Annotated in this window: 15 protein-coding genes and 1 pseudogene; all 16 read right to left on the bottom strand. The window is 39.9% G+C overall.

The features are described from left to right. Nucleotides 1-59: 59 nt before the first annotated feature. The 16 genes and pseudogenes from IEY40_RS09060 to IEY40_RS09135 all read right to left on the bottom strand — a co-directional run bounded on the left by IEY40_RS09060 (nt 60) and on the right by IEY40_RS09135 (nt 19,184). Nucleotides 60-2,381, bottom strand: a complete 2,322-nt coding sequence (locus IEY40_RS09060) for a glycosyltransferase (RefSeq protein WP_308424502.1) — start codon at nt 2,379-2,381, stop codon at nt 60-62. A 444-nt stretch (nt 2,382-2,825) separates the two neighbouring features. Then, a pseudogene (locus IEY40_RS09065) lies at nt 2,826-4,184 on the bottom strand (phosphohexomutase domain-containing protein); the annotation flags it as partial. Between the two features lie 9 nt (nt 4,185-4,193). Continuing rightward, nucleotides 4,194-5,603, bottom strand: a complete 1,410-nt coding sequence (locus IEY40_RS09070; RefSeq protein WP_188955399.1) for a mannose-1-phosphate guanylyltransferase/mannose-6-phosphate isomerase — start codon at nt 5,601-5,603, stop codon at nt 4,194-4,196. A 16-nt stretch (nt 5,604-5,619) separates the two neighbouring features. After that, nucleotides 5,620-6,717, bottom strand: a complete 1,098-nt coding sequence (gene rfbB / locus IEY40_RS09075; protein WP_188955402.1) for a dTDP-glucose 4,6-dehydratase — start codon at nt 6,715-6,717, stop codon at nt 5,620-5,622. Nucleotides 6,718-7,083: 366 nt separating this feature from the next. Then, nucleotides 7,084-7,425, bottom strand: coding sequence for a four helix bundle protein (locus tag IEY40_RS09080; protein WP_188955404.1), 342 nt, complete (start codon nt 7,423-7,425; stop codon nt 7,084-7,086). Nucleotides 7,426-8,381: 956 nt separating this feature from the next. Beyond that, nucleotides 8,382-9,392 carry a dTDP-4-dehydrorhamnose reductase gene (gene rfbD, locus IEY40_RS09085; protein ID WP_188955405.1) on the bottom strand — a complete coding sequence of 337 codons (1,011 nt, stop codon included), beginning with the start codon at nt 9,390-9,392 and terminating at the stop codon, nt 8,382-8,384. A gap of 42 nt (nt 9,393-9,434) precedes the next feature. Next, the gene (rfbC, locus tag IEY40_RS09090; protein WP_188955407.1) at nt 9,435-9,980 is read right to left on the bottom strand and encodes a dTDP-4-dehydrorhamnose 3,5-epimerase; all 546 of its coding nucleotides are present in this window, start codon (nt 9,978-9,980) and stop codon (nt 9,435-9,437) included. A 224-nt stretch (nt 9,981-10,204) separates the two neighbouring features. Further along, nucleotides 10,205-11,116 carry a glucose-1-phosphate thymidylyltransferase RfbA gene (gene rfbA, locus IEY40_RS09095; RefSeq protein WP_188955409.1) on the bottom strand — a complete coding sequence of 304 codons (912 nt, stop codon included), beginning with the start codon at nt 11,114-11,116 and terminating at the stop codon, nt 10,205-10,207. A gap of 50 nt (nt 11,117-11,166) precedes the next feature. Continuing rightward, a complete protein-coding gene (locus IEY40_RS09100; protein WP_188955411.1) occupies nt 11,167-12,693 on the bottom strand; it encodes a KpsE/RkpR family capsule polysaccharide export protein in 1,527 nt (508 codons plus the stop codon). Between the two features lie 2 nt (nt 12,694-12,695). After that, nucleotides 12,696-13,346 (bottom strand): ABC transporter ATP-binding protein, encoded by a 651-nt coding sequence (locus tag IEY40_RS09105; protein ID WP_188955413.1) that lies wholly within the window; start codon nt 13,344-13,346, stop codon nt 12,696-12,698. 25 nt (nt 13,347-13,371) lie between these two features. Further along, nucleotides 13,372-14,157, bottom strand: coding sequence for an ABC transporter permease (locus IEY40_RS09110; protein ID WP_188955415.1), 786 nt, complete (start codon nt 14,155-14,157; stop codon nt 13,372-13,374). Between the two features lie 3 nt (nt 14,158-14,160). Beyond that, nucleotides 14,161-15,897, bottom strand: a complete 1,737-nt coding sequence (locus IEY40_RS09115; RefSeq protein WP_229777064.1) for a polysaccharide biosynthesis/export family protein — start codon at nt 15,895-15,897, stop codon at nt 14,161-14,163. Between the two features lie 5 nt (nt 15,898-15,902). Further along, nucleotides 15,903-16,292 carry a putative periplasmic lipoprotein gene (locus tag IEY40_RS09120; RefSeq protein WP_229777065.1) on the bottom strand — a complete coding sequence of 130 codons (390 nt, stop codon included), beginning with the start codon at nt 16,290-16,292 and terminating at the stop codon, nt 15,903-15,905. Nucleotides 16,293-16,334: 42 nt separating this feature from the next. Beyond that, entirely contained in the window at nt 16,335-17,375 is a 1,041-nt protein-coding gene (gene wecA, locus IEY40_RS09125) for a UDP-N-acetylglucosamine--undecaprenyl-phosphate N-acetylglucosaminephosphotransferase (protein WP_188955417.1), read from the bottom strand. Between the two features lie 392 nt (nt 17,376-17,767). After that, nucleotides 17,768-18,277 carry a transcription/translation regulatory transformer protein RfaH gene (gene rfaH / locus IEY40_RS09130; protein WP_188955419.1) on the bottom strand — a complete coding sequence of 170 codons (510 nt, stop codon included), beginning with the start codon at nt 18,275-18,277 and terminating at the stop codon, nt 17,768-17,770. A gap of 349 nt (nt 18,278-18,626) precedes the next feature. Then, nucleotides 18,627-19,184 (bottom strand): DUF4136 domain-containing protein, encoded by a 558-nt coding sequence (locus IEY40_RS09135; RefSeq protein WP_188955421.1) that lies wholly within the window; start codon nt 19,182-19,184, stop codon nt 18,627-18,629. Between the last annotated feature and the right edge of the window lie 803 nt (nt 19,185-19,987).

The raw sequence follows: 19,987 nt of genomic DNA on the forward strand, positions 1-19,987 counted from the left end.
TAACAACTTGTTATTGTAAACAAGCTGTTAGGTGCTTCGTTGGCCTTTGTTTTGTCATGTTATTTACTTGAATACACGCCAACACTGGCAAAAATCTTTTTAAATGCTTTGTGTCCATGCTCAACAGAATACTTTTCGGCCACTAAAGTTTGCTCGTTTTCGGCAAACTTAGCCCAAAGCACTCTGTCGTCGTACAACTTAATTATCGCGTCTACCCATTCTTGCGGCTCTTGAGCAATGAGTGTGCTGATTCCTTGCGTTAACCCAGTTCCCTCTGCTGCTACCTCGGTGAGAATGGTTGGTGTACCGTAGGCCATGGCCTCGAGTACTTTACCTTTAATACCTGCGCCTGATAATAGCGGGGCAACAAACACGCGATGGTCGTGGTATACGCCATCTAATGTTTCTGCAAATCCCAGCATTTTGATATTATCTGTATCATACTGTTTAAGCGACACAGGCATGTTACTGCCATACACGTAAAGAGTAATGTCTGGGCGCTGCTTATATAGCAGCGGCATAATATCTTTTGCCAAATATTCAACGGCTTCAACATTTGGATAATGATTAAAACCGCCTAAAAAGGCAATCCCCTGGCGTTGTTCAAACGCTGGGCCGACTGGTTTTTGTTCAAGCACCCATGGGGTAATGTGTAATTTGTTAGCATCTAGGATATGCGAGGTAATGACCGCATGCTCTGTGGCGTTATAACATAAAATGGCATCGGCTTTTTGACACACGGCAAGCTCTTGGGTTCTTGTTTCTAGCGCTTTCTCTAATCCTTTTTGGTTTACTTCACCACGCAGTGATGCGCGTAATTCGCGTAAAAAATGCAAATCAGCGTTGTTAAATAATATTTTTGCCTGCGAGTGTTGCTGAATATAGTCTATGTATTTTTCAGCCACTGCATAACGAGTAATGTAAACCGCATCCATTTCTGCTAAGCGTTTACCAAGAACGTCGTGCACTGATGTATAAAACGGAGAATATAGTACTTCTACGCCCATACGCTGTAACTCGATAGTGTACTTACCAAAGTGGGCCATGTTTTCTGGTACAAAAGTGACTTTAAACCCTAATGACTGGATGAGTTTAATTTCTTGAATTGCGGCGTAACTGCCTGCATCTTTATTGGGCATGGGTGAGGCATAGTCGATAACTAACACGCGCTGATCAACATTACGGTCTTTTTCGATCATCATGTTGTCTAAACTTGCCTTACCGTTATTTCTAAAGGCTTTAAACCACTTAGCACGGAAAGTTTGCTCGTTAACCACTTGATAACGTTTTAATCCTTTAGTGACATCGGTACCGTGGCTTTGGCCTTCAAAGTGAACCACTTGTGAATGTGGCACATACACGGTTTTATAGCCTGCATCGCGCACTTTAAATGCGATATCAGTGTCTTCGTAGTAACATGGCACTAACTCTTCGCTAAACGAGCCAACGTCGGCCCACACTGATGCACGAATGCACATAGCTGCACCGGTTAGGTAGTCGACTTCACGGGCATAGTTAAACTCTGGTGCCATTGGGTTACGGTCGCGCCCAACGTTCCAGGGTTGACCGTTTTCCCACACGATACCGCCCGCTTCTTGCAAGCTACCGTCTAAATTAAGCAGTTTGGAGCCAGTCATACCAATGGTTTGATCTTCATCTAACTTATTAATTAACTCATCAATCCAGAATGAGGTGACCTCGGTATCATTATTTAACATGATAATGAACTCGCCTTTGGCAATAGTCGCCGCGCGGTTACAACTGCGTAAAAAGCGTAAGTTTTCTGGATTACGTGAAATAACAAGGTTTTCGATAATACTTTCTGCGTCGGCTGTTTCATCAGTCGAGCAATCGTCCGCTAAAATCACTTCATAACTGGTTTTATTGAATGCTAATGCAATTGAGGCAATACAGTGATAAGTCAGCTCAAACTTATTGTAGGCCGGCACAATAATTGACACACGAGGTTGCTCAAATTGAGGTAAGCTAAATTTAGGGAATTTGGTGCGGCCTTCATAACCTTCAACTAACACATTATGTACTGTCATAATGTCTTTAACATTGAGTGATGACGCTTCGTTTGCAATAGCCTGCAGCTGGTACTCTAAAGATTCATAACGGTGCGAAGCTTGCTTGGGCAATGACATAAAGCCAGGCTGTTTATAGCTTTCTTTTATGTATTGCCAAGGGGTTTGCACTGGATGTGCAGTAATTAACCCCATGGCTAATATATCAGGAAAACCGACAATGCCGACTTTTAATAAATGAGTGTTACCGTCTATTAAGCTAAATGGTAATGTTACATGCGCGCGGTGATGGTTGGCTGCTATATCAAGTGTCTGATTAGCAATGACCTTGTCGTTATGATAAACCTCAATCATAAACTGGCCTAACTCTTGATTTGACTTAAAATCAATCAGCAGGTGCCCATGTTGCTCTCGTATTAGTTCTGCTTGTATTTCACGTTGCTGAATTTCGTAGATGAACTCAGGATGTGCCACTTTCTCGTTGGTTTCAGCATCCACTAACTGAAGCTTGACTTGTTTTGTTTTTTGGCTCCAAACAGTGGTTAGCGGAATAATAAATTTATGAATGCCGTTATGAATACCGTTTTGTTTTAAATCAGGTCTAAATTGATCTGCGATACCATGACCAATAACAATATTATCAGCAAGTACTTTTACATGTAATGGCTTATCATTCAATTTTGAAGCAGCCCATCCTTCTAAATGCCCGGCATGTAGACCTTCAATATTGCCGTGTAATTTAGGGCCAGATACCGTTACTTGATCAGCCTGTTTTACTGTAGGTTCAGCGACTACATCTTGTAAAATTTCTTGTGTCTTTTCTGTCATGATTAGTGTGTCTCTTTTGGATTCAACATTAAGTCTGATCAATGGTTCAGTATTTGATTTACGTAAATTAAACCGCCACTCTGGGAACTCTATACCTAGTCCATCTGTGTAATCTATTTTGGCATTTGGCAGCGCGGCATATTTTTGTTCAATTGCTGTTATTGTGATATCAGCATCGTTAACTTTACGGTTTATTTCACCTGAGCTGGGGTACTTGGCAATTCGTTGTTTCACCATGCTAGAAAGTGGCACTGATTTAATGCTTAGCAGCTCAGCGACCAACAACCATGGGATCATGCCGCTGTCGCAATAGGCAAAGTCTCTAAAATAATGATGCGCACTCATTTCGCCACCATAAATGGCGTCTTCTTTACGCATGCGTTCTTTAATAAAAGCGTGACCCGTTTTAGACATTACAGGGATACCGTTATTAGATTCGACGATGTCGACGGTATTCCAGTAAACTCTTGGGTCGAAGATTATTTTTTCGCCTGGATTTTTAACCAAAAAAGCTTCTGCCAATAAGCCAACAATATAATAGCCTTCAATAAATTCACCGGTTTCGTCAAACAAGAAACAGCGGTCGAAGTCACCATCCCAGGCAATGCCCATGTCTGCATTATGTTGCTTTACCGCATTGGCCGTGTCGGCCCTATTTTCGGGCAATAATGGATTAGGTATACCGTTAGGGAAAGTTGGATCAGGATTATGATGTACTTTGATAAACTCTATTGGAATATTGTTGCTAGCAAAAGCAGACTCTAGCGCATCAATTACATGCCCTGCTGCGCCATTGCCTGCATTTACAACCAATTTTAAAGGCTTAATGTTACTTGGAGTAATGTAAGTGAGTAAATGCTCTACATACGCAGACAAATTTGACTGCTTGGTATAACAGCCTTTAGTGATATTTTCATCGGTTTGCCAGTTGTTTTGCTCGGCTAAACGTTGAATTTCATTTAAACCAGTATCGCCAGATATTGGCTTGCTGTTTTCACGTATTAGCTTCATACCATTGTAGTCAATAGGATTATGTGAAGCGGTAACTTCAATACCACCATCTAGATTGAGATTACTCGTGGCAAAATAAATTTCTTCAGTGCCTACCATACCAATGTCTATAACATTGACACCACCATCTTGTAACCCCTGCGCAACGGCCAGTTTTAATGCTTCGCTTGTTGCACGCGCATCACCACCAACAACTACAGTTTTAGGCTTTATGGCTGCGGCGTAGGCTCTACCAATTCTATAAGCAATATCTTCATTTAACTCTGTGCCCAATTGCCCGCGAATATCATATGCTTTAAAACAAGTTAACTTATCCATAATGTTTGGCTATACCCTTCCGTAGCGATCTTCAAAACGCACTATGTCATCTTCACCCAAATAGCTACCCGATTGGACTTCTATCAATTCTAAATCAACCTTACCGGGGTTTTCTAACGCATGAATTACACCAACTGGAATAAAGGTTGATTGGTTTTCAGTGAGTAGTATTTGTTTGTCGCCATTAGTGACTTTGGCTGTACCAGAAACCACAATCCAGTGTTCTGCCCGATGATGATGCATTTGCACACTTAACTTGGCACCGGGTTTTACTGTAATTCGCTTAACCTGATAACGATCTCCATTGTCGACTGAATCATACTTACCCCAAGGGCGGTATACTTCGCGGTGGTTAAGAGCCTCTGTACGTGAGTTTTTCTTTAATCTATCGACAATGTGTTTTACGTCTTGTACCTTGCTTTTTTCAGCCACCAGTACTGCATCTTTTGTTTCGACAATAACAATGTTTTCTAAGCCAACGGTGGTTACGAGCCGACTTGTTGAGTGCACTAGTGAGTTTTTAGTGTCGTGCAACATTACATCACCATTAATGGCGTTGTTGTTAGTGTCTTTGCCATCAATTTCCCAAAGCGCAGACCATGAGCCTATGTCACTCCATCCGGCGTCCAATGGTATAACAATCGCTTTATCCGTTTGTTCCATAATGGCATAGTCGATAGAGTCATCTGGTGATGCTAAAAAGGCGTCTTTACCCGCGCGAACAAAATCTAAGTCTTCTGTTTTTTGTTGGTATGCTGTTTCACACGCTTGGTATATTTTAGGCGCCCATTTTTTTAGCTCTTGCAAATACACACTGGCTTTAAATAAAAACATACCGCTGTTCCAGTAGTAGTCACCGGAATCAAGATATTGCATTGCTGTATTTAAGCTTGGCTTTTCTACAAACTGCTCAACTTGATATGCAGAATCAGCTAGTTGAGCACCACGTTTAATATAGCCATAGCCGGTTTCTGGCGCGTTAGCAACAATCCCAAACGTGAGTAAATTATTATTTAGCGCTAATGGCATGGCTTGATTTACTGCATATTCAAATGCTGCGGTATCTTCAATAACATGGTCGGCTGCCATCACCATCATCACACCATCTTGGCGTGTGTTAATAATATCAAATGCTGCTAACGCTAACGCAGGTGCAGTATTACGACCAGCAGGCTCAAGTAAAATACGCGCATTCTTGTAATTTAGGGTTCTGAGTTGCTCAGCCACCAAAAAACGATGGTTTTCATTACAAAGTAAAACCGCTTTTGCGGTTTCAAGGCCGAAAGTTCTTTTTAACGTTTCTTGCAACATACTTTGGTTTGTTGCAAGCGATAAAAATTGCTTTGGGAATAATGAGCGACTTAATGGCCATAAACGCGTACCCGAACCGCCGGCCATAATTACTGGTACAATTTCCATGTCTAAACCTATTTATTTAAGATTGATAAGAACCATCTAATACTGCTTTCCACCAGCTGTCGTTTGTTAAAAACCAGTCTAATGTTTTCGCAAAGCCTGTTTCAAAGCTTTCTGCAGGTACGTAGCCTAATTCGTTATTTGTTTTTGTGGCGTCAATTGCGTAGCGTCTGTCATGACCAGCACGGTCTTGTACATAGGTAATAAGTGCTTCTGTTTTACCCGAAATGGCAGATGCGGCATGTGGGAAGCGACTCGCCAGGGTTACATCAGCAGCAAATTTAGCGTTCATCACTTTACACACTAGCTTGACGATATCGATATTAGCCCACTCGTTATTGCCACCAATGTTGTAGTTTTCGCCTATGCGACCTTTGTTAAGTACTAGTTCGATACCACGGGCGTGATCTTCAACGTATAGCCAGTCGCGAATTTGCTGACCATCACCATATACTGGCAATGGTTTGTCGTTAAGTATGTTGGTAACAATTAACGGGATCAGCTTTTCTGGGAAGTGATATGGGCCATAGTTATTTGAACAGTTTGAGGTTGTTACCTCTAACCCATAAGTGTGGTGATAAGCTCGAACTAAATGATCGCTAGCTGCTTTAGATGCTGAATAAGGTGAATTAGGCGCATAAGCTGTTTCTTCAGTAAAGGCTGGGGCTGTTGCACTTAAGGTGCCATAGACTTCGTCTGTGCTGACGTGGTGAAAACGATGTTCTGGTGTAGGTTTTCCTTGTGCTTTTGGCTCATCTATCCACTTTTTCTTAGCCGCCTTTAATAAACTATAGGTGCCTAGAATGTTGGTTTCGATAAAGGCATCTGGCCCAGTGATTGAACGGTCAACGTGCGACTCTGCGGCGAAATGGACTATGGTATTTAATTGATGGGTATCAATAAGGGATTCGATTAATGCGGTATCACAAATATTGCCATGCACAAATGTCATTTTATTATTATCAGCAACGATATCTAAATTGGCTTTGTTGCCTGCATATGTCAAGGCATCTAACACAACCACGTTATCTTGTGGGTATTGTGCTAACCAATAGTGGACAAAATTTGCCCCAATAAATCCTGCGCCACCAGTGACGAGTAAATTACGTTGTTCCATTTTTATATTCCATTTAACGATTTTAGGGCTTACGCCCGAGATTGTTTAAACTTAAGAGGCGAGTGACAAGTGACGAGCTGCAAGTAACAAGTGGCAAGTGGCAAGTGGCAAGTGACGAGTGACGAGTGACAAGCTGCAAGCTGCAAGCTGCAAGCTGCAAGCTGCAAGTAACAAGCGACAAGCGACAAGCTGCAAGCGACAAGTTGCAAGTAACAAGTTGCAAGTGACGAGTGACAAGCTGCAAGCTGCAAGTAACAAGTAACAAGTTGCAAGTGACGAGTGACAAGTAACAAGCTGCAAGGGACGAGCTGCAAGCGACAAGCGACAAGCTGCAAGCTGCAAGTGGCAATAGTCTAGAGTCCGAGGTTATTGAAGCTTTTTGGCCATTAGACTTGCAATCATTCTTGAAATTTCTTCAGACTCTCTAATCCATTGATTACCTATTTCAGATGAAATATATTCAATCTTGATTCCGATATAGATTTGAGTTCTTAATTCTCCACAAGAACCTTTGGCATAAGACAAAAAGTTAGCAAACTCTTTCCTGCTTTTTCTTTCAAAACCCTCAGCAATATTTGAATGTACTGACAATGAAGAACGTGTGATTTGATCTTTAAAACCAAAATCACGTGAACGCCTGAAATAAGTATAAATTTCAGCTGACAAAATCACCGAACGATTCCAAATTTCAAGGTCTTCAAATCTCATAAACAGTCCTTTCACTGTTCTTTAGTGATTGTAAACCTTAGCCCAACGTCCAGCTTTTGTCTGTTTGCTACTTGCGGTATGCATTTATATTTTTGCTTTTCTTGTTACTTGTCACTTTCGACTTTAACCTATTCTTTCTCAGCTTTTCTTGTTACTTGTCACTTTCGACTTTCACCTGTTCTTTTCTCAGCTTTTCTTGTTACTTGTCACTTTCGACTTTCACCTATTCTTTCTCAGCTCTTCTTGTTACTTGTCACTTTCGACTTTCACCTATTCTTTCTCAGCTTTTCTTGTTACTTGTCACTTTCGACTTTCACCTATTCTTTCTCAGCTTTTCTTGTTACTTGTCACTTTCGACTTTCACCTATTCTTTCTCAGCTTTTCTTGTTACTTGTCACTTTCGACTTTCACCTGTTCTTTTCTCAGCTTTTCTTGTTACTTGTCACTTTCGACTTTCACCTGTTCTTTCTCAGCTTTTCTTGTTACTTGTCACTTTCGACTTTCACCTATTCTTTCTCAGCTTTTCTTGTTACTTGTCACTTTCGACTTTCACCTGTTCTTTCTCAGCTCTTCTTGTTACTTGTCACTTTCGACTTTCACCTGTTCTTTTCTCAGCTTTTCTTGTTACTTGTCACTTTCGACTTTCACCTGTTCTTTTCTCGGCTTTTCTTGTTACTTGTCACTTTCGACTTTCACCTGTTCTTTCTCAGCTTTTCTTGTTACTTGTCACTTTCGACTTTCACCTATTCTTTCTCAGCTTTTCTTGTTACTTGTCACTTTCGACTTTCACCTGTTCTTTTCTCGGCTTTTCTTGTTACTTGTCACTTTCGACTTTCACCTATTCTTTCTCAGCTTTTCTTGTTACTTGTCACTTTCGACTTTCACCTATTCTTTCTCAGCTTTTCTTGTTACTTGTCACTTTCGACTTTCACCTGTTCTTTTCTCGGCTTTTCTTGTTACTTGTCACTTTCGACTTTCACCTTCTCCGCTTTAACTTCTGCGAGCATAGATTTTAATTGTGTACGCCAGTGTACGGTTTTTACACCTGTTAGCTGTTCTGCTTCAGTTTTGTCAATAATACTAAATGCAGGGCGTTTGGCTGGCGTTGGGTAGCTTGATGCGGGTATTGCACTAATAGGGATCGCTTTATTGAGTAAGCCTTGCTCTATTGCTAGCTCTTGGATAGCCACTGCAAAATCGTACCATGACGCGACGCCGGCATCGGTCCAATTAAGAATTGTCGTCTGATTTAATGTCTTGCTCTCAGCTCCAACCTTGTCACTTGAATCTTGTCTCTTGTATCTTGCATCTTCTACCTTGTCACTTGTTACTTGTATCTTGTCTCTTGTCTCTTCAACCTTGTCACTGCTCTTCTGTACTAACGCCCACAGCATATTCGCAAGGCCTGCTGCCCAGGTCGGGGTACCTACTTGATCGTATACTATGCCGAGTTGGTCTTTTTCGGCCATTAAGCGCAGCATGGTTTTAACAAAATTATTGCCAAACTGTGAGTATACCCACGCAGTGCGAACTATGATTGCTTGTTCACCTAAAATTAGACTCACAGCTTGTTCACCAGCTAACTTAGAAGCGCCATAAACACCTAATGGATTAGTCACATCAGTAGACACATAAGGTGTAGTTTTAGCACCGTCGAAAACAAAGTCTGTCGAAATATGGATTAACTTTGCATTAATCGCTTTGCAGGCTGATGCTAAGTTTGAGGCACCCGTTTTATTAACCGAATAAGCTGCTTCAATGTCTGACTCTGCTTTATCTACTGCAGTATAAGCAGCAGCATTGATGACGATATCGGGTGAAAAAGCGATTAATATCTCGTTCACTATGGCAATATCGGTAATATCAAGTGTTTGACTGTCAAAGCATTGAATTTCTATATTGTCAGGGCAACTACGTTGTAGTTCTGAACCAAGTTGGCCATTTTTACCTGTTATTAATACTTTCATTTTAGTTTTTGTTCGTCTTTTTATGAGGGGTATTCAATGACATTAAAATGTCGGCGCATCTGCAAATGCTAATCCGGCTTCATCTTTGGCTGACAATGAAGGTAATTTACCATCAACTAACGGCCACTGAATGTTAACGGTTGGATCGTCCCATTTGAGCGATACTTCGACCGTTGGGTTATATATATCTGTACATTTATAAACAAACTCTGCTTCTGCCGTAGTGACATAAAAGCCATGAGCAAAGCCCTCAGGAACCCATAACTGACGTTTATTATCTTCTGACAGCAATACTCCAACCCATTGGCCAAAAGTCGCGGAGTCTTTACGCATATCAACGGCAACGTCAAACACCTCACCCCTTGTAACTCGAACAAGTTTGCCTTGTGTGTTGGCCGTTTGGTAGTGAAGACCGCGTAATATACCGTGTGATGATTTACTGTGGTTTTCTTGAACAAATACACGCTCACCACAGTGTTGATTAAATAACTCAGTACGAAAGGTCTCCATAAAAAAACCGCGTTCGTCGCCAAAGACCTTCGGCTCAATGATTTTTACGTCTGGAATTGCTGTGTCTATGAATTTCATAATCTCTCTTGATGTTTAAGTGGAAAGTTAAAAGTGACAAGTAACGAGCGGCAAGCAGCAAGTGACTTGTTTCTTCTATGCCTTTACTTGTGACTTGTCACTTTCTACTCGTCTCTTCTATGCCTTTACTTGTGACTTGTGACTTGTCACTTTCTACTCGTCTCTTCTAAGCCTTTACTTGTGACTTGTGACTTGTCACTTTCTACTCGTCTCTTCTAAGCTTACTAAAACACTTTTTGTTCTAAAATATCGAGTAAGTATTGTCCGTAACCTGACTTTTTAAGTGGTGCGGCTAAGTCACGTAATTGTTGTTCGTTTATGTAACCCATGCGATAAGCAATTTCTTCAGGGCAATTGATTTTTAACCCCTGGCGTTTTTCGATTGCGCGGATAAAGTTCGCTGCATCTAACAAATCATCTAATGTTCCAGTGTCTAGCCAGGCTGTGCCGCGGCCCATAATTTCTACACTTAATTCTTGCTTATCTAAGTACTGCTCGATTACATCAGTAATTTCTAGTTCACCACGCGCTGAAGGCTTAACATTTTTAGCGTATTCAACCACTCGATTGTCGAAGAAATATAACCCCGGTACCGCATAATTTGATTTTGGCTGCAAAGGCTTCTCTTCTATCGAAATTGCTTTACCAGTCTCATCGAACTCTACAACACCATATGATTTAGGATTAGAAACATGATAACCAAACACAGTTGCACCTACTTCACGTGCTGTTGCATTTTGTAGTGAGATTGATAAATCGTGGCCATAAAACAAGTTATCGCCAAGCACTAATGCCGCACTTTGGCCTTGTAGAAAATCTTCAGCGAGTAAAAATGCTTGCGCAAGACCATCTGGACTTGGTTGTTCTACATATTCAAAACAAATCCCCCAATCACTGCCGTCGCCAAGTAACTCTTTAAAACGGGGCAACTCAGCTGGTGTTGCAATAACCAAAATCTCAGTAATGCCAGCCACCATCAAGGTTGATATGGGATAGTAAATCATCGGTTTATCGTAAACAGGCATAAGCTGCTTACTGACAACTTTAGTTAATGGGTATAGGCGCGTACCAGAACCACCGGCTAAAATAATACCTTTACGAGATGTTTTGTTTTTAGGTGCGGAAACGATATTCATATTAAGGTCCAATAAAAAATAAAATCTAGCAACAAAGTTTGTTAAATGAATTAACGAAGCTCTTTCGCTGTTGCAATAATAATTTTGCCAATGGCATAAAGCATTAGTTGTATCACTAGAAACAATAAAATATTGTATAAGGTTTTAGGATATTGATTATCTTCAGGAAATGTAGCTGACTCTACCACTACTAAATATTTTAGTTGGCGATAAGCTTCAATTCTTGCCTTGTCTAATGAAATCTCTGACGAAGTGTAGCCTTGTAAGGCAAGTTCTAATTCAATTTTTAAGTCGGCAAATTGGGCTAACACTTCACTAACCGCGGTCCCCTTGGCTAAAATCGCATTTGAATTAGTGCTACTTGTTACAGCAGAAACAGATGTGCCATTTGTGTCTTGAAGCGAAAGACGATCACGTTCAAGCTCTAATTGATTTTTAAGTGCATTTAACTCTGATTCGAGTATGACAACTTGCGGAGCCTTGCCTGTCATCACTGATTTCAAGCCTTTTAATTCAGCACTTTTTGACGCTATTTGGCTTTCTAAACCATAGGTAATTTGTTGAAATGCCGAACCTTCGGCTTCAGGATCTAACAAATTGTTTTTTTGCTGAAATGCTAAAATACTTTTTTGCGCATCGCGCAAACGTACCTCTATTTGTTTGTGTTCTCCGCGAATAAACTCTAACTGTGCATCGGCCAGTTGATGCCCAATAGAGTTTATATACCACTCCGCTCGATCAACAATCGCTTGGGTTAGTTTATTAGCAAACTCAGGGCTAAAACCTTGGGCTAATACTTTAATGACACCGGATTTATCATCAATCTCAACTGCGGTGTGCTCAATATAATATTGTAATAAGTCTTCTATTGTTGCGTTATTACTCAACCGAGAAAAAATATCTCCACCCTCGTGATAATGCTGTTGAATATTATACTTTGCTTGTAAAAACTTAAGCATGTCTTCTGAATGAATATATGCTTTGGCGATCTCAGTGTCCGCAGTTGAATTAGAACCTACGCCTAAGCCACTTAATATTGCCATTGACGGGTCCATTGTAGACATTCCGTCAGGTTGTTGAACAATCAATTGTGCCCTACTCTCATAACGAGGAGCAGCCCAAACTAATTGATAAAAAGCAAACAATATAAATGGGATGACTAAGAGCAGAAACCAGGGTTGGTTAATTTTTTTAGCTTTAGCATAATTGGAAGTATTAGCCGCTAACACTGTAATTTTGCTGAATATAGACGACTGTTCAGAATTATGTGTATCACTTTCAAGCTTGGTATCAAGCATGTTTTTATTAAGTGTTTCTTCTGAAGAACTTGTTTGAGTCAATTGTGCTTTTGTCGCAATCTCATTTGATAAACGTGTTAGTTCACGAACAATTCGAGGATTGTCGGGCTGTAAATTACGCACCCGCTGCAATACTCGTCTTGCTAAATAAATGTCGGTTAGCTCAATTTGCTGCGATAATGCAATAAGCTGTTTAGGCGTATTCCAAATATTAGGATCAGTTTTTTCAGCTAATGCTTGAAACCGTTGTTCTATTTTGTCTACTGCTTGTTGACTCATAATTATAATGCCTGATACTGAGCAATACCTTGCTCGAGATCGTTGTAAAAAGTTAATTGACCTTTATGTAACACAATAGCACTGTCACAAAAGTGCCTGAGCTCGTCCATTTCATGACTCACCATAATCACATTGGCTGTTTTACTTTTTTGTGTAAGCGCTTTTCTTGCTTTATTACGAAACTTGGCATCTCCAACGGACGTAACCTCATCAATGAGGTAAACATCAAAGTCAATCCCTATAGAACAGGCAAAAGCAAGACGTGGCTTCATACCGCTAGAATAAGTGCCGACAGGTAAATCAAATTTAGGCCCTAACTCTGCAAATTGACGAACTCTGTTTACATAGGTGTCTAAGTCTGCGACGCCATTTATCATGCCGATAAAACGGGCATTTTCAGCCCCTGTCATTTGTCCGTGAATACCGGTCGTTAACGCAACCGGCCATGATAAATGCAGGTCGGTGACTATTCGCCCTTTATTAGGATATTCGCTGCCCGCTAATATCCTGAATAACGTTGATTTACCGGCACCATTACTGCCTAAAATAGCAATATTATGTCCAGAGGGAATATCAAAACTCACATTGTCAAAAATGTATTGTTTACCCAGTGCTGATGGATAATATTTTGTCACATTCTCGAGCCTTATCATGCGCGATGACTCCTGTATAAGTTCATCATCGACTGATCGCCTGTTTCCATGAGATTTGATAAACCGATAACGCAAAAAATGTAAATACTAATGCCGAACCAAATAAATAAAACTCACTAACGGCCTCGTTACTGTACGTGTTATATGCAGCATGGCGCGAAAGCTCAATAGCATGCAAAATCGGATTCCAGTCCAAATAATGCCAATATTCAGGCGGAATATCTTGCATTGAGAAAAACACTGCTGATATGAAAAATAATGGCCGAGTTAATACAGATTGAATCTTGCTAATCTCAGGCACATAACATTGCGCTATTGCAAAAATCAGCCCTAAAGACGTGGCAATTAGCCATAAAGCAACAGCATTGATAATAATGAAGAATGGGTCGTCTATACGAAACTCCATTCCCAAGAAATACATGATCACTAAAACTAATAAATACACAGCCAATTTAACTACAAAGTAAAATGCGCCCGTAGCGATAATACTGCTAATGGGTTGTACTTGCCTAAAAGCAAACAGAGCTTTATTTTTTTTAATTGCATTAGAGCTGTTCATTAAAACATCTAAAAACAACTGAATAAGAAGCATACCATACATCATAAACTCGAATGTAGGTATGGTATGAGTCTCCCCGCCGCTCATTCGCCCCCGCATATATGACAATGCAAAGATAAACACCAGTGGATTGACCACTGCCCAAGCTAGTCCTAAGCGGTCATTAAAACTGGTTCGTATCTCGCGCACAAAAAGGGCGAATATGACGTCACGCCATATTGCCCAATTATTACGTTTTATAATAGTGGTCATTAATTATGTAGCCACATTAGCCGCGATGGCTATTTGGTAGATAATTTGAGTTACATCTTTAATTGACTGCATAATTTTAGCGTCCACTTTTGGCAAGACTAAAATTTGGTCGCCAGCTCTTAGAGGGCCTTTTGCATTTAGGTCTATCATGCCGTTTGGATGTATTACCATAATTTGCTCATAGTTGGCGCGTTCGCTGTAGCCACCCGCCCAAGCAACATAATCTTCTACACTTGCATTTTTGTTAAACACCAACGCTTGAGGCATTAATACTTCACCGCCGACTTGAATTAAGTCTGTTTTAGCTGGAATAAATACAATGTCACCCTGCTCTAATTGGATATTAGCAACTTTGCCTTGGTCTGATATTACGACTTTACCTAGCGGAATAATTTTACGTGCTCGCTCTGTAAACTCTAGGATCATTTTACCTTCTTCAGCGCGAATTTTAGCCTCACCGTCTGATGATGCCGGTGCGGTAAACACGCTACGTTCTAAACGTTCAAGAGATTGATCTATCATCTCTTTTTGTTTAATCGCGACACTTTTACGCTGAATATAAATAGATTCGTAGTCTGTTAAATTTTTATCCACTTCAATCTGGGCGAGTAGATCGTGTAAACGTGTTTCTTTTTTAACAGCGAAATAAGACGGGCCTAGATAACTACCTGAAATTTGAATATCGAATACTTGAGCGCGAATATCATCATTAAATATCACTCGGTCGCCGTCGCGTAAGTTAAATGTTTGAAAATCGCGATATGGTAAATAGACAGAAAAAGGACCATCGTTACGATCGCCAACAATGCCAACATGACTCACTTTAGCAAGAGGTAAAGCAAACTTTGCTAGTTGCTGGCCGTTTGATTGATTACCTGTAAACTCAAATCGAAACGGGTTTCTTACACTACCTGACACAACTACTGTCGCTTTTTGTCGCTCGACCAAAATAACGTCGTTATCTTTAAAGTTAAATTTAGGTAGGAATCCTTTTAACATGAAGTCGTATAAGTCTATTTCTTGTACAACCTGATTTTGACGAAGAACTTTAATTGAACGATAGCTACCACGCTCAGAGTCAATGCCACCAGCACGTTTTAAGTAATACAGTATGCTGTCTGATGCGATACCAGCATATTGCCCAGGACGTATAACACTGCCACTGATATAGACACTCACTGGTGTAGCTGTTAATAAGTTTACGTAGATTTCTACGCTATTTTTATAGACCTGCTTAATTTTTTGACTAACAAAGTTATTCAATTGACTTGCTTTAACGTTTGCCACATAAACCGGACCCACATTAGTAATGAACAAGTTGCCTTGATTATCAACAGTAATGACTTCAGATTGATTGATTGCGCCCCATAACCAAATTGACACTTTGTCACCCGGTGCAATCGTGTAGTCTTCGTTTAAGCCATCGATACGTTCACTTTCATAACCACCAGCAAATAAATTAGCGCCAAATGGCGGTGGTAAACCGACTTCTGATATAGGTAATAACTCTGCAGCGGTCATCTCTCCGGGTAACATAATCCCGTCACGGGGCGATTTAGCATAACTGCCATTTTCTAGCGAAGAGTTAGGCAATGTCGTTTGCGTTGTCCCCATACTTTGTAAATTACTTAATGACATTTGATTAGGTTCAGCTGCAATGGCTGAAAACACACAACATTGGGTAATAAGAACAAAGCCTAAGGCTAATTTATGGCAATAACTATCAATTGATTTAATCATGTAATTTATGCTCCAAAGTCAATTTGATTGTTTTTGCTATCAATTACTTGAGGAATAATTGACCATTGAACACTTTGATTGTCTTTGCACACTACACGTCTTTGCTTATCTGCATTATTAGATGCGTAATTTAGGTAAACCTCTCTACATTGTTTACCTAAAGCCGAAAAATACTGCTTACCTAATGTAAATTGGACATCATTATAAACACCTGCATAACCTTGAGGTTGCTGGGATACAATTGAGTTCAATTCTGAAGGAATGACATTCTCACCGATAGATTTAATCGGTTGGTCAAGCAGTGGGATCGAAGCTTCAATAACTGGAGGTGAGGAAGCACAGCCGACAAGAAATAACATTGTGGCAGAAAATGAGATAATGCATTTTTTTTTCATATTTTTATGTAATCTAATAATTTGATTAATAATTTAAAAAATTCAGTTATTTTTTTTATTATTTATGTTATCCCACATCTGTTGTGTAAACAGTGAGTAACAGGTAAATAACAGGATAAAAAACGTAAACAGAATCCACTCTGGGACGAAATATATTTCAGCAAGGCAACCAATAAAAGCAAACAAACAAGCAACACAAGAGATAGCAACTAAAGCATATCTTCTGCTATATCCTAAAGCCTCAAATAGATGATGTAGATGCTGCCTATCTGCAGTGAAAGGCGAACCACCTGATCTCATTCGACGTATCATGACCGACACCATATCAATCAATGGAATTGCAATGATGTATAACGCAGTAACAGGTCTAAAAGCGGGTGTGTCTAGTTCAGTACCAACAATCATTAGCCACACTATGGTTAAGCCAATAAACATGTTGCCAGAATCACCCATAAAGACTTTAGTAAATGAATGGTGTAAGTTTAGATTAAACAGCAGATATGCTAATAATGCAGCGATAAACAGAACAGGAAGTAGATACCATTCATTGGTAAATCGGCTGAGTAAAAATGCTAAAGCCCCAAATGCAATTAAACTTAATGCCCCAGCCAAACCATCGATACCATCCATCATATTTATGGCATTAATACCCGCTATAATTGCAATAACACTGACTGCTGCCCCTGTATAGCCTAAATGAAGTTCAAAAAAACCAAAAATAGTACCAAAACTTTGCAAATATGTTTCGGTGCCAAAAATCATTAATGACGCAACGATAATCTGTGAAACCAGTCTCACTTTTACCGAGAGTAAATAACGATCGTCTAATGCACCAAGAAATAATACCAATGCTGCAGCAACAAGATAAATATTCAGGTTTTGGCTATGTTCAATAAACACCATTGAAGTGATAAGCACAGACAAATAGATCGCTATACCGCCAACTAAGGGGATATGGCCATCGTGAACTTTCCTTTCACATGGGTAATCTAAAAGACCTGTTTTAACCGCCAATGGCTTGACTAGCTTTATGGCAAAAAATGAGACTAGAAAAGTCACAAAAACGGGGAACCAATAATCCATTATTTATCCCTTATGATGAATGACGAAAGTATATTTTATAATAACCATTATATTTAATAACTTGTATAGGCTAATGATCGCGCATTTAATAGGGTACGGTCTACATGACATCTTAACCTTTCAGGCACGCTACCGCCCATGGATTACGGCTTCCAAAGTACCTGTTGTTTACCAGCTTGTCATGAGCATCAACTATTGTACCTAAAAAGCACAATTAAATCTGTTCAAAAAAAACACAAAAAATACCAACCTAACAATTTTTATTTATTTGTATATTTCTAACATTAATTAGGTTGAAACATGAACAAAATGTACTTTAAATGCTATTTTTGAACATTTTATATAGTTAATGTCTCACAACATTTATAGCTAAAACAGTAATTTTATACCTGTTAGATTTCACTCGTTTTATCTATCAATTTAAGATTGGTCAACTCGACTAAAATACGTTTTTGTTGCCCCATAATGGTAAACAATACATGGCAACGTTTATCTGGGTTGCTTTCGTCAAAGATGGCCTCGAGATCTTTAAATGGACCGTCAACAAATGTGACTTTATCGCCTTTGCTTATCGTTTTTTCAACATCAGGTACATGTCCTTGAACACGTCTTTTAAGCGCTGAAATTATTCGGTCGTCAATGGGGGTCATGTCTTCTCGACAGCCGACGATGCGATTAGCACCACGGGTATTGTGGATTTTGCTTACGCTAGTGACTTCTGGATCGAAATAGATAAACAGATAACTTGGGAAAAGAGGTGCCGTAACCATTTGGGTTTTATTACGAACCTTTTTTTGTTGGCTAATCATAGGTAAATAGCTTTCGACTTCTTGCAAAGCCAAGTTTTGCTGTGCACGGACTTCTTCACGTGATTTGCAATACAGTAGATACCAAGATTTCATTGTTACTCACTTGTTTAAATTTACTCATATGTCTGAGTAAGTGACGTCCCATTCACGATTCAAGATAGTATCAAACTTGGTCATCCATTTGAATGAGTTTTGCCGATGAATGCCTATAAATACGCCACTTTCACGCTTTATTTTATCTATCGTTTTTGCTCATTGCTTTAAAATGACGGTAACGCTTTGATTTAACGCTATGGATACTTATTCGGACTTTAAACATCACATATAAATTAAGCTGTATTTCTTTGTTAATGTAAAAAGAAAAAACCTCGACTGTTAAGCCGAGGTTTTTAGGTCCATAAATCAGTCGTTGAAATTGAAGAAACTGATCAAACTATTTCAATTATTGGCCTGATTTAGGTGGGTAATTCATCATGACAGAGCCAATAGCATGATTAATGGTTTCCACTCGTTCTTGTGGGGTACTTTGCTCTCTTACTGTGTCGGCTATCGTACCACGCCATACAAGCTTACCCGTTTTATTGTCAACTAAATCAACCATTAGAGTACCAACTTCATATTCACGAACTATAGTCTCTGTTTGCATTGAACCGGCTAGTCCCCAGCGTGGACCATAGTAGGGGTTATAACCGAAATGGCTATTAAAGGTGTCTACGTTGATTTTTTTATCGACTTTTGTAATGTAATTTATTAATAAGTCCGCTTCTGGCTTATCGACTTTACTGATACCTTTTTGGCTTAATTGAGTTTCAATTGCAGTTCGGACACGCTGGTCCATTAGGCCATCTAGATGATATTCCGCATCGCCATTGTTTTTTTCTACCCAAGCGAAAGACTTATATTGGCTAAAGTTTACCGATGGATCAAAGTCTGAACTTGATTTTAAGGTGCTACAAGCGCTTAGCGCTAATACCGCGACGGCGATAAACAGTTTTTTCATTACAGACTCCAAACAATATGTTAATGCATATAAGCTTATAGAGCGCAAAGATGTTGTCAAGTTAACTAGAATTTATAAATATCGGTGCTAGGTTCTAAGTTCTAGGTTTCACCCTCATGTCATCCCTGAGTGCTTGTATCAGGGATCCAGGTGTTTCTGTTGACTTAAATTTCAGACTTTAGATATTAAAATTAAACACGTAAGAGCTAACACCTGGATTCCGGCTCAACAACATTGCCGGAACGACGTAGTAGTGGGCGTTATTTGAATACTCAACAGCATGTCATCCTCAAATGCTTGTATTGGAGACCCAGTTGCTGCTCTACCATACGTCATCCTCAAATGCTTGTATTGGGGCTAGCTGTTGCTCTACCGCACGTCATCCTCAAATGCTTGTATTGTGGACCCAGGTGTTGCTCCAACCGCACGTCATCCTCGAGTGCTTTTATCGGGGATCCAGGTGTTTCTGTTGACTTAGATTTTAGGTTATCAGTTTTAAGTTTTAAGATCTAACACATAAGAGCTAACACCTGGATTCCGGCTCAACAGCATTGCCGGAACGACGGAGTAGTGGGCGTTATTTGAATACTCAACAGCCCGTCATCCTCAAATGCTTGTATTGGGGACCCAGTTGCTGCTCTACCACACGTCTTCCCAAAATGCTGTATTGGGGCTAGCTGTTGCTCCACCGCACGTCATCCCTGAGTGCATGTATCAGGGATCCAGGTGTTTCTTCTGACTTAGATTTTAGGTCATAAGTTTTAAGTTTTAAGATCTAACACATAAGAGTAAACACCTGGATT

The organism is Shewanella ulleungensis (genome assembly GCF_014648315.1).
Classification (GTDB): Bacteria; Pseudomonadota; Gammaproteobacteria; order Enterobacterales; family Shewanellaceae; genus Shewanella; species Shewanella ulleungensis.